Here is an 18,331-nt window from a genome sequence, read left to right as displayed (position 1 = left end):
CGGCCACCAGCTGACCGGCGGCGTTGACGATCGAGCAGTTGAGCTGGCCGTAGAAGCTGGTCGCGACCACCGACGGGGTTTGCACGCCGGGGTTCAGGATGACCGCCTTGGTCCACGGCAGCGACACGTTGAACTCGGTCTGCGAGTAGCCCTGCCCGTCGGTGTAGACGATGTTCACCAGGTCCAGCAGCTGCTTGGTGCCCGTCACGCTGTAGACGACGGTGCGCGGGTTCAGCGCGGCCGGCGGCGGGGGCGTCAGCGTCAGGGGTGGAGCGGCGGTGGGCGTCGCCGTCGGCAGGGTCGGCGAGGCGCTCGGCGTGGTCACGGTGGTGACCGTCTCGGGTGGCAATTGGGATGGGCTGGGCTGCGCGCTCGGCGGGGCGGAGCTCCTCGTCGTCGCCGGAGCGGACGTCACCGGCTGGGGCGCCGGCGCCACCGTTGCCTTGGTGGTGGCGCTGTCGCCGCTGTTGATGATGACGGCGGTCGCGATCGCGCCGACGGCCACGACGGCGCCCAGGATCGCCGTGAGCGGACGCCAGCGCAGCTCGGCCGGCCAGCCGGTCCAGTTGTAGTCGCCCTCGGGCAAGGCGCCGGCACGGTAAAGCTCATCGGTCTGGTCGTCGGGGTAATCCCGCACCTCGTCGAGATCGGCCAGTGTGGTACCCATGGGGCCGAAGTTAGCGATGAGAAAACACGGATCGGGCTTGGGACCCGGCTCCGAGACGAGCTGCAAGCGAATCGTTATCCGTTCGCGACCGGCGTTTCGCTCAGCGCGAAGCGCGCGGCGGGGGCCGTGGCCGATGCGGGCCCGCGCCGTCCACTAGCCTGCAGCTGACAGGTCTGTCGACTTCAATACCAACGGAAAGGGGTGACCGTGGAGGTCAAGATCGGTATTACGGACAGTCCGCGTGAGCTGGTGCTCTCCAGCGCGCAGACGCCGGCCGAAGTCGAAGAGCTCGTCAGCGCCGCGCTGAGCGAGGGATCGGGCCTGCTGAGGCTGACCGACGAGCGGGGACGCCGGTTCCTGGTTCACACCAGCAAGATCGCCTACGTCGAGATCGGTCCGGCCGACGCGCGCCGCGTCGGCTTCGGCATCGGCGCCGAACTGCCCAAACTCACCGGCAAGGGCGCTAAAGGCGAGTAAGCGGCACGTGTGACAGCCCGCCCCAGGCGAACTGGACGGTGCCCTCGACGGCGTCCGCCTTGGAGATCGGGCGGTCGGAGTCGAGCCAGTAGCGGGCGCAGTCGACGCTGACGCCGACCAGCCCCACGGCGATCATCCGGGCGCGATGCGGGTCGAGCCCCGAATCCTCGCTGATCAAGGCGAATACGGCGTCGATGCACGATTCGGTGGCGACGCGCACCTGCGCGGCCACCTCCGGCTCGGTGACGTAATCGTTTTCGAAGATCAGCCGGTAACCCTGGCTGTCGTGCTCGATGAAGTCGAAGAACGCCTGGACCGCCGCGTGCAACCGCCTGCGGTTGTCGGTGGTGGTGTTCAACGCCTGCTGCACGCCCGAGACCAGGTTCTCGACGTGCCGGGCGAGCACCGCCAGGTACAACTCGAGTTTGCTCGAAAAGTGTTGATACAGAACGGGTTTGCTGACACCGGCCCGGTCGGCGATCTCGTCCATGCCGGCGGCGTGGTAGCCGCGATCGACGAAGACGTCGCTGGCGACGACGAGCAGCTGCCCGCGGCGCTCGTCCCGGGGCAACCGGTTGCCGCGCCGGCTCGAAGCCGCGACGCCGTCCCCCGGCCGAGCGCGGTCGGCCGACCTGACGGCGCGCCGCGCCGCGGGTTTGGCGAGTTCGCTCATCGAGTCCTCATCTGATGTGTGGGCAACCGGCCGCCGGCATACTGCGCCAGCCGCGCGCGGCTCGTGGCACAGACCTTACTACCCATGTGGTTCGGTTGATCGGCGTTGCCGCCGTCGTCGCTGGCAGAAGTGGTGTCGTGCGGCGCATTCGGGCGCGCCACGGACGGGCCCGCCGGATGACTGTGTAATCCTGGGGAAATGACGTCCCAGCGGCCTTCGCGCGGCACCGGTCGCGTCCCGGTGCTGCGCGACGAGTGGCGCGAACCGCTGCGGGCCCTGCGCGACCCGATCGCCCGCGACGCTGGACGCACCCGCGCCGGCCGGGAGCGGCCGAACCAGTGGCGCAAGCAGACGCGGCTGGGGCGGTTCGTGTCCACCTACGGCTGGCGCGCCTACGCGCTGCCGGCCTTGGTGGCGCTCACCGTGGTGGTCGTCTACCAGACCGTCACCGGCACCACCGTGACCAAGCCGACGGCGAGTCAGCCCATTCAGAGCCCGCAGGCGATCGACGCGGTCGGCACCTCGATCATCGACGCGCCACCGCGTGGGCTCGCCGCGTTCGACGCCAACCTGCCGGCCGGGACGCTGCCCGACGGCGGCCCGTTCACCGAGGCGGGCGACAAGACGTGGCACATCGTGCCGGGCACCACGCCGCAGATCGGCCAGGGCACCGTCAAGGTGTTCCGGTACACCGTCGAGGTGGAAAACGGCATCGACCCCACGATGTTCGGCGGCGACGAGGCGTTCGCCGAGATGGTCGACCAGACGCTCGGCAACCCCAAGGGCTGGACGCACAACCCGCAATTCGCGTTCGTTCGGATCGATAACGGCAAGCCCGACTTCCGCATCTCGCTGGTCTCCCCGGTGACGGTGCGCGGTGGCTGCGGCTACGAATTCCGGCTCGAAACCTCCTGCTACAACCCGGTTTACGGGCCGGACCGCGAGTCGCGGGTCTTCATCAACGAGGCCCGCTGGGTGCGTGGAGCCGTGCCGTTCGAGGGCGACGTCGGTTCCTATCGGCAGTACGTGATCAACCACGAGGTGGGGCACGCCATCGGGTACGTCCGCCACGAGCCGTGCGAGCAGCAGGGCGCCCTGGCGCCGGTGATGATGCAGCAGACGTTCTCCACGTCGAACGACGACGCCGCCAAGTTCGACCCGGATTTCGTCAAGGCCGACGGAAAGACCTGCCGGTTCAATCCGTGGCCGTTCCCGATCGCCTGACCGCGGCCAGTTGAATTCATTGCCGTCCACCGCGGCTGCTGCTGTGATGGATACCGACGACGAACCGCAACGCGAGACCGAGGAGATGTTCGGGCGTGTCGAGTTCCCAGACAGCGCTGCCGCCCCTCGTGGCGCCGGCAGACCAGCTGACGCGCGATGAGGTGGCCCGCTACAGCCGCCACCTGATCATCCCCGACCTGGGCGTCGACGGGCAGAAGCGGCTCAAGAACGCGCGCGTGCTGGTGATCGGCGCCGGTGGGCTGGGCGCGCCGACGCTGCTCTACCTGGCCGCGGCGGGCGTCGGGACGCTCGGCATCATTGACTTCGACGTCGTCGACGAGTCCAACCTGCAGCGCCAGATCATCCACGGCGTGGCCGACGTCGGGCGGTCCAAGGCCCGGTCGGCGCGCGAGTCGATCGCCGCGATCAACCCGCTGGTCACCGTGCGGTTGCACGAGTTCCGGCTGGACTCCAGCAACGCCGTCGAGCTGTTCGGGCAGTACGACCTGATCGTGGACGGCACCGACAACTTCGCCACCCGGTATCTCGTCAACGACGCGGCCGTGCTGGCCGGCAAGCCCTACGTGTGGGGGTCGATCTACCGCTTCGAGGGCCAGGCCTCGGTGTTCTGGGAGGACGCCCCCGGCGGGCGGGGCCTCAACTATCGCGACCTGTATCCGGAGCCGCCGCCGCCCGGCACGGTCCCGTCGTGCGCCGAGGGCGGCGTGCTGGGCATCGTCTGCGCGTCCATCGCGTCGGTGATGGGCACCGAGGCGATCAAGCTCATCACCGGCATCGGCGAATCGCTGCTGGGCCGGCTGCTGATCTACGACGCGCTGGAGATGTCCTACCGCGCCATCGCAATCCGCCGGGAACCCGATGACGCCTTGCGGCCGAAGATCACCGAGCTGATCGACTACGAGCAGTACTGCGGCGCGGCCCCCGACGACCAGGGCGTCACCGGATCCGCGATCACCCCGCGGGAATTGCGCGACATGCTGGACTCGGGCAAGAAGCTGGCGCTGATCGACGTCCGCGAGCCCGTCGAATGGGAGATCAACCACATCGACGGGGCCCGGCTGATCCCGCAGTCGTCGATCAATTCCGGTGAGGGCCTGGCAAAGCTGCCGCACGACCGCACGCCGGTGCTCTACTGCAAGACGGGGGTGCGCTCGGCCGAGGCGCTGGCGGTGGTGCGCAAGGCCGGATTCGCCGATGCGGTGCATCTGCAGGGCGGGATCGTGGCGTGGGCGCAGCAGATGCAACCCGACATGGTGATGTACTGACCCGGAACGCTTGTTGGACTCGTTTAGAGTACCGGTGTGAATGTCGAGCCACCGCCGGAGCATGTGCTGGCGGCGTTTGGCTTGACCGGCGTGCAGCCCGTCTATCTGGGGGCCAGCTGGGAGGGCGGCTGGCGCTGCGGCGAAGTCGTTCTTTCGCTGGTGGCCGACCACGCCCGGGCGGCATGGTCGGCCCGGGTGCGCGAGACATTGTTCGTCGACGGCGTCCGGCTGGCCCGACCGGTCCGCTCGACGGACGGGCGGTACGTGGTTTCCGGGTGGCGGGCGGACACCTTCGTCGCGGGCACGCCCGAACCCCGGCATGACGAAGTGGTCTCGGCGGCGGTGCGGCTGCACGAGGCGACCGGCAAACTGGAACGCCCCCGATTCCTGACCCAAGGCCCCACCGCGCCCTGGGGAGACGTGGACATCTTCATCGCCGCCGACCGCGCCGCGTGGGAGGAGCGGCCGCTGGCCTCGGTGCCGCCGGGCGCCCGGACGGCCCCGCCGACGGCCGACGCCGAGCGGTCGGTGGAGCTGATCAACCAGCTGGCCACGCTGCGCAGGCCGACCAAGAGTCCCAACCAGCTGGTGCACGGGGACCTTTACGGCACAGTGCTTTTCGTCGGCACCGCCGCCCCGGGGATCACCGACATCACCCCCTACTGGCGGCCCGCGTCGTGGGCGGCCGGGGTCGTCGTCGTCGACGCCCTGTCCTGGGGCGAGGCCGACGACGGACTCATCGAACGCTGGAGTGCGTTGCCCGAGTGGCCGCAGATGTTGTTGCGCGCCTTGATGTTTCGCCTGGCGGTCCATGCGCTGCACCCGCGGTCGACGGCCGAGGCGTTTCCCGGCCTCGCCCGCACCGCGGCGCTGGTCCGCCTGGTGCTCTAGCGCCGGAATTCGTAGCGGACCTCACCCAGCGCGATCTTGCCGTCGGTGGCCAGGATCCCCTCGGCCCGCAGCAGCTCCAGCTGCCGGGTGGTCAGATGACGCGCGGGGCGCCCCGAGGCGGTGATCACCCGGTGCCAGGGCAGGTCCGAGGAGTCGGTCCGCATGATCCAGCCGACGATGCGCGGGCTGGAAAGCCCTGCGACAGAGGCGATGTCGCCGTAGGTGGCGACCCGGCCGGCCGGAATGGCCGCGACCAGCGCGCGCACCCGCTCGACCTGCTCGTCGGTCACCGGCGCCACGATCAGCGGGCTTCCAGCAATTCGCGCGTCAGCGCGGCGACGTCGGCCGCCGCGGCGTAGGGCACCATGTGGTTGCAGTCGAAATCCAGCAGCCGGAAGTCGGACCCCAACCGTTGCTGCAGCGCCGCGACGAGTTCGTCGCGGACATACGGCGGCGAGGTGCGCTTCGCGCGCACCAGCACCGTCGGCGTCCCGGCCGGGGGGAGCACCGCGTCGCGGGCCAGCTCGCTCCAGTACGCCATCATCGCCGGCAGGCTGACGCGCCAGCCGTACCGGCCGCTCGGCAGCGCGATCAGGTGCTCGTCGAGCTCGGCGTCCAGCAGCGCGGGGTCGACGTCGGACCACGACCCGTGCACCTTCTCCAGGCGCGCCTCCTGCGCGTCGGGGTAGTCGGGCGAGGACAGCATCGCCTCGGCGATCTCGCGCATCCACTCGCCGTCCAATCCGACCGCCGGGTCCAGCAGCAGCAGCGCCGCCACCCGGTCCGGGCGCGCCGCGGCCAGCTGCATGGCGAGCGCCCCGCCGAACGAGTGCCCGACGATCAACACCGGCGGGCCGGCTTCGCCGTCGAGCAGCGCGGCCATGGCGGCGACGTTGGCGTCGATGGTCCACGGCGCCGCCCACGACGACCGGCCATGGCCGATCAGATCCGGTGCAGCGAAGGGGATTTCGGGCAGCAGGCCGGCCAGCTGCTGCCAGCGCTGCCCGTGGCCGGTCAGCCCGTGCAGCGCCAGCACCCGGACCGGATTCGGCGGGCCGTAGCGGTGCACGTGGAGGGTGGCGGTCACGGGTCGATCGTGCCGGCTCAGCGGTCGTCGTCCCAGTCGTCCTCGGTGGGAACGACGTAGGCCTGCTCGATCACGTCGGCCTCGTTGGCCTCCCGGTCGGCGGCGGTCAGATAGTCGATGTCCAAGCCGGCTTCGTCGTCGGCGTCGACGGGTTGCAGTTGTTCCGCGGCGTCGCCCTCGGGCGCTTCGTCGTCGGGAAAGTCCGTCACGGTTACCTACCCTCCATTGGTCGGCTGCTCGCGGCTCCATCGTAGGGGCCGGCGGCGCCGCCGGTCGGGCCGACTTGTCGGACCCTGGTGGTTGCATGCAGCCATGTCGTTCACCTGGGACACCGAGGCGTTGGCTCTGCTGGCGCCCGGCGCGCGCGGGCCGGTCCGGGTGCTGGGCGGCCCCGGCACGGGCAAGAGCAGCCGGTTGGTGGCGGCCGCGGTCACCCAGATCGACGCCGGCCTCGACCCGGAATCGGTTCTGCTGCTTAGCGGTTCCGGCCGGCTGGGGATGCGGGCGCGCAGCGCGTTGACGACGGCGCTGTTGCGGCCGCGCAGCGCCGGGCCGTGCCGGGCCGCCGTTCGCGAACCGTTGGTTCGGACCGTGCACGGCTACGCCTACGCGGTGTTGCGGCGGGCCGCCGAGCGGGCCGGGGATGCGCCGCCGCGGCTGGTCACCAGCGCCGAGCAGGACGCCATCATCCGGGAACTGCTGGCCGGTGACCTCGAGGACGGGCCGCGCGCGGCCGCGGCGTGGCCCGCGGATCTGCGGCCCGCGCTGGCCACCGCGGGTTTCGCCACCGAACTGCGAAACCTGTTGGCGCGCTGCGCCGAACGCGGGGTGGACCCGCAGGAACTGGAGCGGCTGGGCCGTCGGTGCCGGCGACCGGAATGGACCGCCGCCGGCCAGTTTGCCCGCCAGTACGAGCAGGTGATGCTGCTGCGGGCGGCGGTGGGGACGGCGGCACCCCAGGCGACGACGCCCGCGCTGGGCGCCGCCGAACTGGTGGGCGCCGCGCTGGAGGCCTTCGCGACGGACCCCGAGCTGTTGGCCGCCGAGCGGGGCCGGGTGCGTGTCCTGTTGGTCGACGACGCCCAGCAGCTCGACCCGCAGGCGGCCCGACTCGTCCGGGTGCTGGCGGCGGGCGCCGAGCTGGCCGTCATCGCGGGCGACCCCAACCAGGCGGTGTTCGGCTTCCGCGGCGGCGAATCCGCCGGGCTGTTGGACGAGGACTCGCCCTCGGTGACGCTGACGGTGTCGCACCGCTGCGCCCCCGCAGTGGCGCGCGCCGTCAGCGGCATCGCGCACCGACTGCCCGGCGGCAGCGGCGGCAGGCGCATCGAGGGCACCGGGCCCGAGGAGGGATCGGTCGCGGTCCGCCTGGCCGCATCGGCGCACGCGGAGGCGGAGGTGATCGCCGACGCGCTGCGGCGTGCGCACCTGGTCGACGGTGTGCCGTGGTCACAGATGGCGGTCATCGTCCGGTCGGTGCCACGGGCCGGCGCGCGATTGCCGCGCGCGCTGGCCGCCGCGGGCGTGCCGGTGGCCCCGCCGGCGGCGGGCGGGTCGCCGTCCGACGAGCCCGCGGCCCGGGCGCTGCTCACCGTCCTGTCGGTCACCGCCGACGGGCTCGACGGCGAACGGGCGCTGGCGCTGCTAACAGGCCCGATCGGGCGCGTCGACCCGGTCGCGCTGCGGCAGCTGCGCCGAACGCTGCTGCGCGCCAACGCCGATCGCCCGTCGGACGACGTGGCGGATCTGTTGGTGGACGCGCTGACCGGTGACGCACCGCCGGCGGGGCCGCAGTTCCGCCCGGTGCAGCGGGTGCGCGCGGTGCTGGAGGCGGCCGCGCGCTGCCACCGGGACGGCCAAGACCCGCGCTACACCTTGTGGGCCGCGTGGCAGCGGTCCGGCCTGCAGCGCCGCTGGTTGTCGGCCGCCGAGCGGGGCGGGCCCGCCGGCGCCCAGGCCACCCGGGACCTGGAGGCGGTGACGGCGTTGTTCGACATCACCGATCAGTACGTGTCCCGCACCTCGGGCGCGTCGCTGCGCGGGCTCGTCGACCACGTTGGCGCGCTGCACCTGCCGAGCGCACAACAGGAGCCGATGGCGGCCGTCGAGCAGGTGCGGGTGCTCAGCGCGCACGCCGCCCTGGGGCACGAATGGGACGTCGTGGTCATCGCCGGGGTGCAGGAGGGGTTGTGGCCCAACACGGTTCCGCGCGGCGGCGTGCTGGGCACCCAGCGGCTGCTGGACGTGCTGGACGGCGTCGCCGAGGAGGCGTCGGTGCGAGCTCCGCTGCTGGCCGAGGAGCGACGGCTGCTGGTGGCGGCCATGGGCCGCGCCCGCCGCCGACTGCTGGTGACCGCCGTGGACAGCGACGCGGGCGCTGCGGACGACCAGGCCGCGCTGCCGTCGTCGTTCTGCTACGAGCTCGCGGCGTGGACCGACGACGGCGATCTCGCTGCGGCGCAACCGCTCTCGGCGCCCCGGGTGCTGTCCGCGCCGGCCCTGGTGGGCCGGCTGCGCGCCGTGGTGTGCGCGCCCGACGGCGCGGTCGAGGACGCCGTCCGGGCATGCGCGGCAACGCAATTGGCGCGGCTGGCCCAGGCCGGCGTCCCGGGCGCCGATCCGGCCGGCTGGCACGGCCTGCTTCCGGTCAGCACCACCGAGCCGCTGCGCGGCGACGGCGATGCCGTCACCCTGACGCCGTCCACGCTGCAGACGCTCAACGACTGCCCGCTGCGCTGGCTGGCCGAACGGCACGGGGGCACCAACCCGCGGGATCTGCGTTCCACCATCGGTTCGGTGCTGCACGCCCTGGTCGCCGAACCGCACAGCAGCGAGCCGGAATTGCTGGCCGGCCTGAACCGCGCGTGGCGGCACCTGCCGTTCGAGGCCGAGTGGCATTCGGCCAACGAGCTGGCGCGCCACCGCGCGATGATCGAGGCGTTCATCGAATGGCGGGCGCAGACCCGCGACGCGCTGACCGAGGTCGGCGTCGAGGTGGAGATCGACGGAACGCTGGCGGCGTCCGGCGAGGGCGGAGGCGAGATCCGGCTGCACGGCCGGGTCGACCGGCTGGAGCGCGATGCCGCCGGCCGGCTGGTGGTCGTCGACATCAAGACCGGCAAGACGCCGGTCAGCAAGGACGATGCCCAACAACACGCCCAGTTGGCGCTGTATCAGCTGGCGGTGGCCGAAGGCATGGTGTCCGGTGAGCCGGCCGACGCGGAGCCGGGCGGCGCGCGGCTGGTCTATGTCGGCAAGGCCGGGGCGTCGGGCGCCACGGAACGCGAACAGGATCCGCTGACGCCGGCCGCCCGCGAGGAATGGCGCCAGCTGGTCCGCCGCGCGGCGGCCGCGACCGCCGGGCCGCGGTTCATCGCCCGGCGCAACGACGGTTGCGCGCACTGTCCCGTCCGGCCCTCGTGCCCCGCCCACGCCAACGGGGTGGCGCAGTGAATCCGCGCTACAGCCCGGGCGAATTGGCTTGCGCGCTGGGGCTTTTCCCGCCGACCGACGAGCAGGCCGCGGTCATCGCGGCCCCGCCCGGGCCTTTGGTCGTCATCGCGGGCGCCGGCGCCGGCAAGACCGAAACGATGGCGGCCCGGGTGGTGTGGCTCGTCGCCAACGGTTACGCCGAACCCGGCCAGGTGTTGGGGTTGACGTTCACCCGCAAGGCCGCCGGTCAGCTGCTGCGCCGGGTCCGGTCCCGGCTGGCGCGGTTGGCGGGTGTCGGCCTCGGCGCCGGGGAGCCCGCGGGCGCCCCGGCGGTCAGCACCTACCACGCGTTCGCCGGTTCGTTGATCCGCGACTACGGGCTGCTGTTGCCCATCGAGCCCGACACCCGGCTGCTCGGCGAGACCGAGCTGTGGCAGCTGGCGTTCGACGTGGTGTGCCGTCACCGCGGGGAGCTGCGCACCGACAAGACCCCGGCCGCGGTGACGTCGATGGTGCTGCGGTTGTGGGCCCAGCTGGCCGAACACCTGGTGGACACCCGCCAGCTCGGCGATACCCACGTGGAGCTGGAGCGGCTGATCCACGCCCTGCCGGCCGGCCCCTATCAGCGCGACCGCGGGCCCAGCCAATGGCTGCTGCGCCTGCTGGCCACCCAGACCCAGCGCGCCGAGCTGGTGCCGCTGCTCGACGCCCTGAACGAGCGCATGCGCGCCGCGAAGGCGATGGACTTCGGCGTGCAGATGGCCTGTGCCGCAAGGCTGGCGGCGGGCTTCCCGCAGGTCGGCCAAGACCTGCGCGGCCGCTACCGGGTGGTGCTGCTCGACGAGTACCAGGACACCGGGCACGCCCAACGGGTCGCGCTGTCGGCCCTGTTCGGCGGTGGTGTCGACGACGGGCTGGCCCTGACGGCCGTCGGCGACCCGATTCAGTCGATCTACGGCTGGCGCGGCGCCTCCGCGACGAACCTGCCGCGCTTCACCACCGACTTCCCCCTGTGCGACGGCTCGCCCGCGCCGGTCCTGGAGCTGCGGACCAGCTGGCGCAACCCGCCGCGAACCCTGCGGCTGGCCAACGCGATATCGGCGGAGGCGCGCCGCCGGTCGGTCGCCGTGCACGCGCTGCGGCCGCGCCCGGACGCCCCGCCCGGCACCGTCCGGTGCGCCCTGCTCCACGACGTGCAGGCCGAGCGGGAGTGGATCGCCGACGAACTCGCCGCGCGATACCGGCGGGCCGACGGGACGAGCCCGCCGACGGCCGCGGTGCTGGTGCGCCGCAACGCCGATGCCGCCCCCATAGCCGATGCCCTGCGCGCCCGGGGCGTCCCGGTGGAGGTCGTCGGGTTGGCCGGGCTGCTGTCGGTCCCGGAGGTCGCCGACGTGGTCGCCATGCTGCGACTCGTCGCCGACCCGACCGCGGGCGCGGCGGCGATGCGGGTGCTCACGGGTCCGCGGTGGCGCCTGGGCGGTCGCGACATCGCCGCGCTGTGGCGACGCGCCCGCACACTCGGCGAGGGGCTGGGTGCGGCTGCGGCGTCCTCGCCGGAATCGATCGCGGCCGCCGCCGGCCCGGACACCGACTCGGCGTGCCTGGCCGACGCCATCGCCGATCCTGGCCCGGCCGACGGGTACTCGGCGGCGGGATATCGGCGCGTGACCGCCCTGGCCGCCGAATTACGTTATCTGCGTGGCCAGTTGGGCCACTCCCTGCCCGACCTGGTGGCCGAGGTGCGCCGCGTGCTGGGCGTCGACTGCGACGTCCGCGCCGCGGCGGGAGTGCACGCGGGTTGGAGCGGCACCGAACACCTCGACGCCTTCGCCGACGTCGTCGCCGGCTACGCCGAACGCGCCGACGCCACCGTGACCGACCGCACGGCCTCGGTGGCGGGCCTGCTGGCGTACCTGGAGGTGGCGGAGTCCGTCGAAAACGGCTTGCCGCCGGCGCCGTTGGCGCCCGCGCGCGACCGCGTCCAGGTGCTGACGGTGCACTCCGCGAAGGGGTTGGAGTGGCAGGTGGTGGCGGTGGCCCACCTGTCGGGCGGAATCTTTCCGTCGACCGCGTCCCGGAGCACCTGGCTCACCGACGCGTCCGAGTTGCCGCCGCTGCTGCGGGGCGACAGTGCCGGCGCGCTGGGCGTCCCGGTGCTGGACACCTCGGACGTCACCAATCGAAAGCAGCTGTCCGACAAGATCTCCGAGCATCGCCGCCAGCTGGACCAGCGGCGCATCGACGAGGAGCGCCGGCTGCTGTACGTCGCCATCACCCGGGCCGAGGACACCCTGCTGGTGTCGGGTCACCACTGGGGGGCCACCGGGATGAAACCGCGCGGCCCCTCCGACTTTCTGTGCGAGATCAAGGACGTCATCGACCGTTCGGCCGCGGCCGGGGAGCCCTGCGGGGTGGTGGATCAGTGGGCGCCCGCACCGGCGGACGGCGACCGGAATCCGTTGCGCGACAACGTGGTAGAGGCGATGTGGCCGGCCGATCCGTTGACCGCGAGGCGCGCCGAGGTCGAGCGCGGCGCGGCGCTGGTGGCCCGGGCGATGGCGGGCGACGCGGTCGCCGACGGCGCCGACATCGAGGGCTGGGCCGCCGACGTCGACGCCCTGCTCGCCGAGCGCGCGCGGCTGGCGCAGCCGCCCACCGCCGCGCTGCCCGGCCAGCTGTCGGTCAGCGGTCTGGTGGACCTGGCACGCGACCCCGCGGGCGCCGCGCAGCGGCTGAGGCATCGGCTGCCGACCCGACCGGATCCGCACGCGTTGCTGGGCAACGCCTTTCACGCCTGGGTGCAGCGGTTCTACGGGGCAGAGGGTCTGTTCGACCTCGCGGACCTGCCCGGCGCGGCGGACTCCGACGTCGGCGACACCCGGGAATTGGCGGCGTTGCAGGCGGCCTTCACCGCATCGCCGTGGGCGGCCCGCACACCGATCGCCGTCGAGGTGCCCTTCGAAATGCCGATCGGCGACACGCTGGTCCGGGGCCGCATCGACGCGGTCTTCGCCGACCCCGACGGCGGCGCCACCGTCGTCGACTGGAAGACGGGCGAACCGCCGAGGGGGCCGGAAGCCATGCGCCAGGCGGCCGTCCAGCTCGCCGTCTACCGCCTGGCGTGGGCCGCGTTGTCCGGCGTCGAGGAGTCGTCGGTGCGCACGGCCTTCTATTACGTGCGTGCCCGCACCACGATCGCCCCGGACGATCTGCCCGCGCCCGCCGAACTGGCCGGATTGCTGGCGGGCTCCGCCGCCGGCTGACCTGCGCTGCCCGAGTACGGGCGGGGCGATCGTGGTTACATGGAGTCGTGCCTCTCACCTGCGCCGGCGTCGAGCCGATGACGGACCGCCGTGCGCAACGGTAGGTCCCGGCAACTGAGCGGTCTGGACGAAACGCTCACCGCCCAGCGAGGCCACCAGTTGGTCGGCGTGGTGCGCATCCCCGAGGATCACGCCAGCCCCATTCGCGTCATCACCCGCCGCGTCGCCATCGCGCTGGTGGTGTTGTTCGCCGCGGCAGTCATCGTCTACGCGGACCGCAACGGATATCGCGACGTGCGGGGCCAGCCGCTGACCTTCCTGGACTGCGTGTACTTCTCGGCGGTGTCCCTGTCGACGACCGGTTACGGCGACATCACCCCGTACACCGAAACCGCGCGGTTGGTGCACACGTTGATCTTCACCGCGCTGCGGATCGCGTTCCTGGCCGTGCTGGTCGGCACGACCCTCGAAGTGCTCTCCGAGCGGTCCCGGCAAGGGTGGAAGATTCAGCGTTGGAGGAGCAGAGTGCGCAACCACACGATCGTGATCGGCTACGGCACCAAGGGCAAAACGGCGGTGGCCGCGATCCTCAGCGACGAGGCCGCCCAGGGCGAGGTCGTCGTCGTCGACACCGAGCGCAGCACCCTCGAGCACGCCGCGAGCGCCGGCCTGGTGACGGTGCATGGCGACGCCACCAAGGCCGACGTGCTGCGGCTGGCGGGGGCGCAGCACGCGGCGTCGATCATCGTCGCCACCAGCCGCGACGACACCGCGGTGCTGGTCACGTTGACGGCGCGGGAGCTCGCGCCCAACGCCAAGATCGTGGCCTCGATCCGGGAGACCGAAAACCAGCACCTGTTGCAGCAATCCGGCGCGGACTCGGTGGTGGTCTCGTCGGCGACCGCGGGTCGGCTGCTCGGGCTCGCCACCACCACGCCCAGCGTGGTGGAGATGATCGAGGACCTGCTGACCCCCGACCTGGGGCTGGCGATCGCCGAGCGCGAGGTGGAGCCGACCGAGGTCGGCGGTTCCCCGCGGCACCTGCGCGACATCGTGCTCGGCGTGGTGCGCGACGGCCACCTGCTGCGCATCGGCGCGCCCGAGGTGGACGCGGTCGAGGCCAACGACCGGCTGCTCTACATCCGCCACGCGGGGCACTGATGGCGATCGCCGACTTTCGGCTGCGGGACGTCCCGCTGCTGTCGCGCGTCGGCGCCGACCGGGCCGACCAGCTGCGCACCGACGTCGAGGCGGCCGCGGCCGGGTGGGCCGATGCGGCGCTGTTGCGGGTGGACAAGCGCAACCAGGTGCTCGTCGCCGACGGCCGCGTGGAGCTCGGCGCCGCGGCCAAGCTGGCCGACAAGCCGCCGCCCGACGCGGTGTTCTTGGGGCGCCTCGCCGACGACCGCCACGTGTGGGCCATCCGCGGCGCGCTCGAGGCGCCGGCGGACCCGGACGTGCGCGCCGAGGTGGTGAACCTGCGCGGCCTCGGCGCGATCCTCGACGACACCAGCGGCCAGCTGGTGTCCTCGGCGCTCGCGCTGCTCAATTGGCACGACTCGGCGCGGTTCAGCTCGGTCGACGGGTCACCGACCCGGCCGGCGCGGGCGGGCTGGGCGCGGGTCAATCCGGTCACCGGTCACGAGGAGTTCCCGCGCATCGACCCGGCGGTGATCTGCCTGGTCCACGACGGCGGGGACCGCGCGGTGCTGGCGCGTCAGGCCGTCTGGCCGGAGCGAATGTTCTCGCTGCTGGCCGGATTCGTCGAGGCCGGCGAGTCGTTCGAGGCCTGCGTCGCGCGCGAAATCCGCGAGGAGATCGGGCTCACCGTCCGCGACGTGCGCTACCTGGGCAGCCAGCCGTGGCCGTTCCCGCGCTCGCTCATGGTCGGCTTCCACGCCGTGGCGGACCCGGCCGAGGAGTTCTCCTTCAACGACGGGGAGATCGCCGAGGCGGCGTGGTTCACCCGCGACGAGGTGCGCACCGCGCTGGCGGCCGGTGACTGGTCCAGCACGGCGGAGTCGAAACTGCTGCTGCCCGGGTCGATCTCGATCGCCCGCGTGATCATCGAATCCTGGGCCCAGATCGACTGAGCGGCGCTACTTGATGCGGTCCGTCACCGTCTGCAGGACGGTGTTGGCGATCTGCTCGGTGGGTTCGATGCCCAGCACGCCGACGGACACCAGCACCGCGGATTTCACCGTGTAGAGGTGGATCCAGCCGTCGGAGCCGAGCTTCAGGGTCGCGGTGTCCGGCTTGTTCAACGCGAAGTCGTAGGCGGTGTGGTGCAGGGACACACACTGGTCCAGCGTCGCGTGCAGCTGGTTGAGGGCGCCGTGCGCGGCGGCCGCGTCGGGGTAGACGACGACGGCGTTGGTCACCTCGTTGATCGGCGCGATGCCGCCCGGCCTCAGGTCGTCGGTCGAACCGGCGTAGGCGACCGAACGATACTCTTTCCAGCCGCCCGCGAACGTGAGGTCCGTGGCCCCCACGGCTCGGCATGGGGCCGGCGGGTTGCCGACGGTCTCCCGCGGCGGGTCGTGCCGGTCGGCGTATGAATACGGTTGCAGCCCTTCAAAATTGGCGATCCGGCGCGCGTCTTGAAGGCTGATGATCAGCGAATTGGCGTAGGCGTGTTCGGTGGGGGTCGCCGCGGTGCCGCCCGGCGAGTGCGAGCACGCCGACGCGACCGCGACCGTGGCCGCGGCTGTGCCGATCACGCACAGACGCCACAGAGACCGAAAACTCGACGCCATGGTCGCTTATGTTAGGGCCGCTCCCGGCGGCAGACGGGGCACTTGGTCAACGTCGGCGCGTTCGGGGCCGACGGCTCAGGCGCCGGCTTGGGCCAGCTTCGCCTTGACTTCGGCCGCGTTCGGGTTGGTCAGCGTCGACCCGTCGGCGAACTTCACGGTCGGAACCGTCCGGTTGCCGCCGTTTACCGAACCCACGAACTCCGCCGCCGCGGGGTCCTGTTCGATGTCGACCGTCTCGTAAGCGATTCCGTTGGACTTCAGCACGGTCATCAGGCGGTGGCAGTAGCCACACCAGGAGGTCGTGTAGACGGTGATCGGCGCGTTGCTCATAGCTCGTAAACGTAGCCGGGCGGACCTGTGTTCCGCCCCGCGGGCACCCACCCATTCCGGCGACAACTCGCCGACGCGCACTGGGTGGGGACGCGGTTTGTCGGCCACCGCTGCCAAGATGGACGCCATGCCGATGGTCGCGGACGCCCTGACCGCCGGGCTGGACGACGAGCAGCGCGACGCCGTGCTGGCTCCCCGCGGCCCGGTGTGCGTGCTCGCGGGCGCCGGCACGGGCAAGACCCGCACCATCACGCACCGGATCGCGCAGCTGGTGGCCAGCGGGCATGTGGCCGCCGGGCAGGTGCTCGCGGTCACCTTCACCCAGCGGGCCGCGGGGGAAATGCGGTCCCGGTTGCGGATGCTGGACGCGGCCGCGGGCACGGACACCGGCGTCGCCGGGGTGCAGGCCCTGACGTTTCACGCGGCGGCGCACCGGCAACTGCGGTACTTCTGGCCGCGGGTGGTCGGTGACACCGGCTGGCAGCTGCTCGACACGAAGTTCGCCGTGGTGGCGCGGGCGGCCAGCCGCTGCCGGATCAATGCCAGCACCGACGACGTCCGCGACCTGGCGGGCGAGATCGAGTGGGCCAAGGCGTCGCTGATCAGCCCCGAGGAATACCCCGCCGCCGTGGCCGCGGCGGCGCGGGACATCCCGCTGGACGCCGCGCGGGTCGCGACGGTGTACGGCGCCTACGAAGCCCTTAAGGTGCGCGACGAGTCGGTGACGCTGCTCGATTTCGACGACCTGCTGCTGCACACCGCGGCCGCGATCGAAAACGACGCCGCCGTGGCCGACGAATTCCGGGGCCGCTACCGCTGCTTCGTCGTCGACGAATATCAGGACGTCACGCCGCTGCAGCAGCGGGTGCTGACGGCGTGGCTGGGGGACCGCGACGACCTGACCGTCGTCGGCGACGCCAACCAGACCATCTACTCGTTCACCGGGGCCTCTCCGCGGTTCCTGCTCGACTTCTCGCGGCGGTACCCGGACGCCACCGTGGTGCGTCTGGAACGCGACTATCGCTCCACCCCGCAGGTGGTGTCGTTGGCCAACCAGGTGATCGCCGCGGCCCGCGGGCGGGTCGCGGGCAGCAAGCTGCACCTGTCGGGACAGCGCCCGCCCGGGCCGGCGCCGTCGTTTCACGAACATCCCGACGAACCGGCCGAGGCCGCGGCCGTCGCCGCGTCGATCGGCCGCCTGATCGAAGCGGGCACGCCGCCGTCGGAGATCGCCGTGCTGTACCGCGTCAACGCGCAGTCGGAGGCGTACGAGGAGGCGCTGACCGAGGCGGGCATCCCGTATCAGGTCCGCGGCGGCGAGGGGTTCTTCACCCGCCAGGAGATCAAGCAGTCGCTGCTGGCGCTGCAGCGCGCAGCCGAGCGCGGCGCCGACGGGCCGTTGCCCGAACTCGTGCGGGCGGTCCTGGAGCCGCTGGGGCTGACGGCCGAGCCGCCGGTCGGCACCCGCGCCCGCGAGCGCTGGGAGGCGCTGACCGCGCTGGCCGAGTTGGTGGACGACGAGGTGGCCCAGCGCCCGCAGCTTGACCTCGCGGGACTGCTGGCCGAACTCCGGTTGCGGGCCGACGCGCGGCATCCACCGGTGGTGCAGGGGGTCACGCTGGCCTCGCTGCACGCCGCCAAGGGGCTGGAGTGGGACGCGGTGTTCCTGGTCGGGCTGGCCGACGGCACGCTGCCCATCTCGCACGCGTTGGCGCACGGGCCGGAGAGCGAGGCCGTCGAGGAGGAGCGCCGGCTGCTCTACGTCGGAATCACCAGGGCGCGAATACATTTGGCGCTCAGTTGGGCGCTGGCCCGCAGCCCGGGCGGGCGGCAGGGTCGCAAGCCGTCGCGGTTCCTCAACGGCATCGCGCCGCAGGCGCGCGCGGACGCCGCGCCGAACCGGGCCCGGCGCAACCGGGGCGCCGCGGCGCGCTGCCGCATCTGCAACAAGGACCTGGCCACCGCCGCCGCGGTGATGCTGCGGCGCTGTGAAACCTGTGCCGCCGACGTCGACGAGGAGTTACTGCTGCGGCTCAAGGCGTGGCGGCTCGACATCGCCAAGGAGCAGAAGGTGCCCGCGTACGTCGTGTTCACCGACAACACGCTGATCGCGATCGCCGAGTTGCGCCCCGACGACGAGGACGCGCTGATCGCGATCCCCGGCATCGGCGCCCGCAAGCTGGAGCAGTACGGGCCCGACGTGCTGGAGCTGGTGCGCGGGGGCTGAGCCGCAAACGCGCAG

16 protein-coding genes are annotated in these 18,331 nt (G+C 72.3%); 9 read left to right on the top strand and 7 right to left on the bottom strand.

From position 1 onward, the window contains the following. Positions 1–667: MmpS family transport accessory protein (locus tag A5702_RS19270; RefSeq protein WP_068222782.1), on the bottom strand; the 667-nt coding region annotated here is incomplete at its 3' end. A 207-nt stretch (positions 668–874) separates the two neighbouring features. Here A5702_RS19270 and A5702_RS19265 point away from each other — a divergent pair. Next, positions 875–1,144 carry a DUF3107 domain-containing protein gene (locus A5702_RS19265; RefSeq protein ID WP_067820414.1) on the top strand — a complete coding sequence of 90 codons (270 nt, stop codon included), beginning with the start codon at positions 875–877 and terminating at the stop codon, positions 1,142–1,144. Here the strand turns inward: A5702_RS19265 and A5702_RS19260 are convergent. Then, a complete protein-coding gene (locus A5702_RS19260) occupies positions 1,131–1,817 on the bottom strand; it encodes a TetR/AcrR family transcriptional regulator (protein WP_055399010.1) in 687 nt (228 codons plus the stop codon). The genes A5702_RS19265 and A5702_RS19260 overlap by 14 nt on opposite strands. Positions 1,818–2,015: 198 nt before the next feature. On the opposite strand from A5702_RS19260, the gene A5702_RS19255 reads away from it, so the two are divergent. From A5702_RS19255 to A5702_RS19245, 3 genes are all read left to right on the top strand, one after another. After that, a complete protein-coding gene (locus A5702_RS19255; protein ID WP_055399008.1) occupies positions 2,016–3,041 on the top strand; it encodes a DUF3152 domain-containing protein in 1,026 nt (341 codons plus the stop codon). A gap of 95 nt (positions 3,042–3,136) precedes the next feature. Continuing rightward, positions 3,137–4,327 (top strand): adenylyltransferase/sulfurtransferase MoeZ, encoded by a 1,191-nt coding sequence (moeZ, locus tag A5702_RS19250; protein ID WP_055399006.1) that lies wholly within the window; start codon positions 3,137–3,139, stop codon positions 4,325–4,327. A 36-nt stretch (positions 4,328–4,363) separates the two neighbouring features. Then, positions 4,364–5,218, top strand: a complete 855-nt coding sequence (locus A5702_RS19245; protein ID WP_055399004.1) for a TIGR02569 family protein — start codon at positions 4,364–4,366, stop codon at positions 5,216–5,218. Here the strand turns inward: A5702_RS19245 and A5702_RS19240 are convergent. From A5702_RS19240 to A5702_RS19230, 3 genes are read right to left on the bottom strand one after another with little or no spacing between them, the layout of a single operon-like run. Further along, positions 5,215–5,517 carry an MGMT family protein gene (locus A5702_RS19240; RefSeq protein ID WP_055399002.1) on the bottom strand — a complete coding sequence of 101 codons (303 nt, stop codon included), beginning with the start codon at positions 5,515–5,517 and terminating at the stop codon, positions 5,215–5,217. The two genes, A5702_RS19245 and A5702_RS19240, sit on opposite strands and share 4 nt — an antisense overlap. A 2-nt stretch (positions 5,518–5,519) precedes the next feature. Further along, complete coding sequence (locus A5702_RS19235; protein ID WP_067820388.1) at positions 5,520–6,305, bottom strand: alpha/beta fold hydrolase; 786 nt, start codon at positions 6,303–6,305, stop codon at positions 5,520–5,522. A 17-nt stretch (positions 6,306–6,322) separates the two neighbouring features. Next, positions 6,323–6,514, bottom strand: coding sequence for a hypothetical protein (locus A5702_RS19230; protein ID WP_067820385.1), 192 nt, complete (start codon positions 6,512–6,514; stop codon positions 6,323–6,325). A 103-nt stretch (positions 6,515–6,617) separates the two neighbouring features. Here A5702_RS19230 and A5702_RS19225 point away from each other — a divergent pair, with 103 nt between their 5' ends. The 4 genes from A5702_RS19225 (at position 6,618) to nudC (ending at position 15,096) form a co-directional block, all read left to right on the top strand. Beyond that, entirely contained in the window at positions 6,618–9,758 is a 3,141-nt protein-coding gene (locus A5702_RS19225; RefSeq protein WP_067820382.1) for an ATP-dependent DNA helicase, read from the top strand. Then, on the top strand, positions 9,725–13,003 hold the full coding sequence (locus A5702_RS19220; protein ID WP_369817940.1) for an ATP-dependent helicase: 3,279 nt from the start codon (positions 9,725–9,727) through the stop codon (positions 13,001–13,003). The genes A5702_RS19225 and A5702_RS19220 overlap by 34 nt, the downstream gene beginning before the upstream one ends. A 90-nt stretch (positions 13,004–13,093) precedes the next feature. Beyond that, complete coding sequence (locus tag A5702_RS19215; protein ID WP_055398994.1) at positions 13,094–14,164, top strand: TrkA family potassium uptake protein; 1,071 nt, start codon at positions 13,094–13,096, stop codon at positions 14,162–14,164. Beyond that, the gene (nudC, locus tag A5702_RS19210) at positions 14,164–15,096 is read left to right on the top strand and encodes an NAD(+) diphosphatase (RefSeq protein WP_068222779.1); all 933 of its coding nucleotides are present in this window, start codon (positions 14,164–14,166) and stop codon (positions 15,094–15,096) included. The genes A5702_RS19215 and nudC overlap by 1 nt, the downstream gene beginning before the upstream one ends. Before the next feature lie 6 nt (positions 15,097–15,102). Here nudC and A5702_RS19205 read toward each other — a convergent pair whose 3' ends face one another. Then, positions 15,103–15,723: a sensor domain-containing protein gene (locus A5702_RS19205; RefSeq protein ID WP_055398992.1), complete on the bottom strand. Its 621-nt coding sequence runs from the start codon at positions 15,721–15,723 to the stop codon at positions 15,103–15,105. A 111-nt stretch (positions 15,724–15,834) separates the two neighbouring features. Continuing rightward, on the bottom strand, positions 15,835–16,089 hold the full coding sequence (gene mrx1 / locus A5702_RS19200; protein ID WP_068222776.1) for a mycoredoxin Mrx1: 255 nt from the start codon (positions 16,087–16,089) through the stop codon (positions 15,835–15,837). Between the two features lie 127 nt (positions 16,090–16,216). Between mrx1 and A5702_RS19195 the strand changes: the two genes are divergently transcribed. Further along, positions 16,217–18,316, top strand: a complete 2,100-nt coding sequence (locus A5702_RS19195; protein ID WP_197506637.1) for an ATP-dependent DNA helicase UvrD2 — start codon at positions 16,217–16,219, stop codon at positions 18,314–18,316. Positions 18,317–18,331: the final 15 nt, after the last annotated feature.

The sequence above is a fragment of the Mycobacterium sp. E3339 genome, assembly GCF_001666915.1.
In the GTDB taxonomy this organism is placed as follows: domain Bacteria; phylum Actinomycetota; class Actinomycetes; order Mycobacteriales; family Mycobacteriaceae; genus Mycobacterium.
This window is presented reverse-complemented; position numbering and strand designations above follow the sequence as displayed.

Excerpts from the sequence above, each read along its gene's own strand:
- A5702_RS19195 (WP_197506637.1), top strand. The coding sequence starts at position 16,217 with ATGCCGATGGTCGCGGACGCCCTGACCGCCGGGCTGGACGACGAGCAG.
- A5702_RS19225 (WP_067820382.1), top strand. The coding sequence starts at position 6,618 with ATGTCGTTCACCTGGGACACCGAGGCGTTGGCTCTGCTGGCGCCCGGC.
- mrx1 (WP_068222776.1), bottom strand. The coding sequence starts at position 16,089 with ATGAGCAACGCGCCGATCACCGTCTACACGACCTCCTGGTGTGGCTAC.
- nudC (WP_068222779.1), top strand. The coding sequence starts at position 14,164 with ATGGCGATCGCCGACTTTCGGCTGCGGGACGTCCCGCTGCTGTCGCGC.
- A5702_RS19260 (WP_055399010.1), bottom strand. The coding sequence starts at position 1,817 with ATGAGCGAACTCGCCAAACCCGCGGCGCGGCGCGCCGTCAGGTCGGCC.
- A5702_RS19255 (WP_055399008.1), top strand. The coding sequence starts at position 2,016 with ATGACGTCCCAGCGGCCTTCGCGCGGCACCGGTCGCGTCCCGGTGCTG.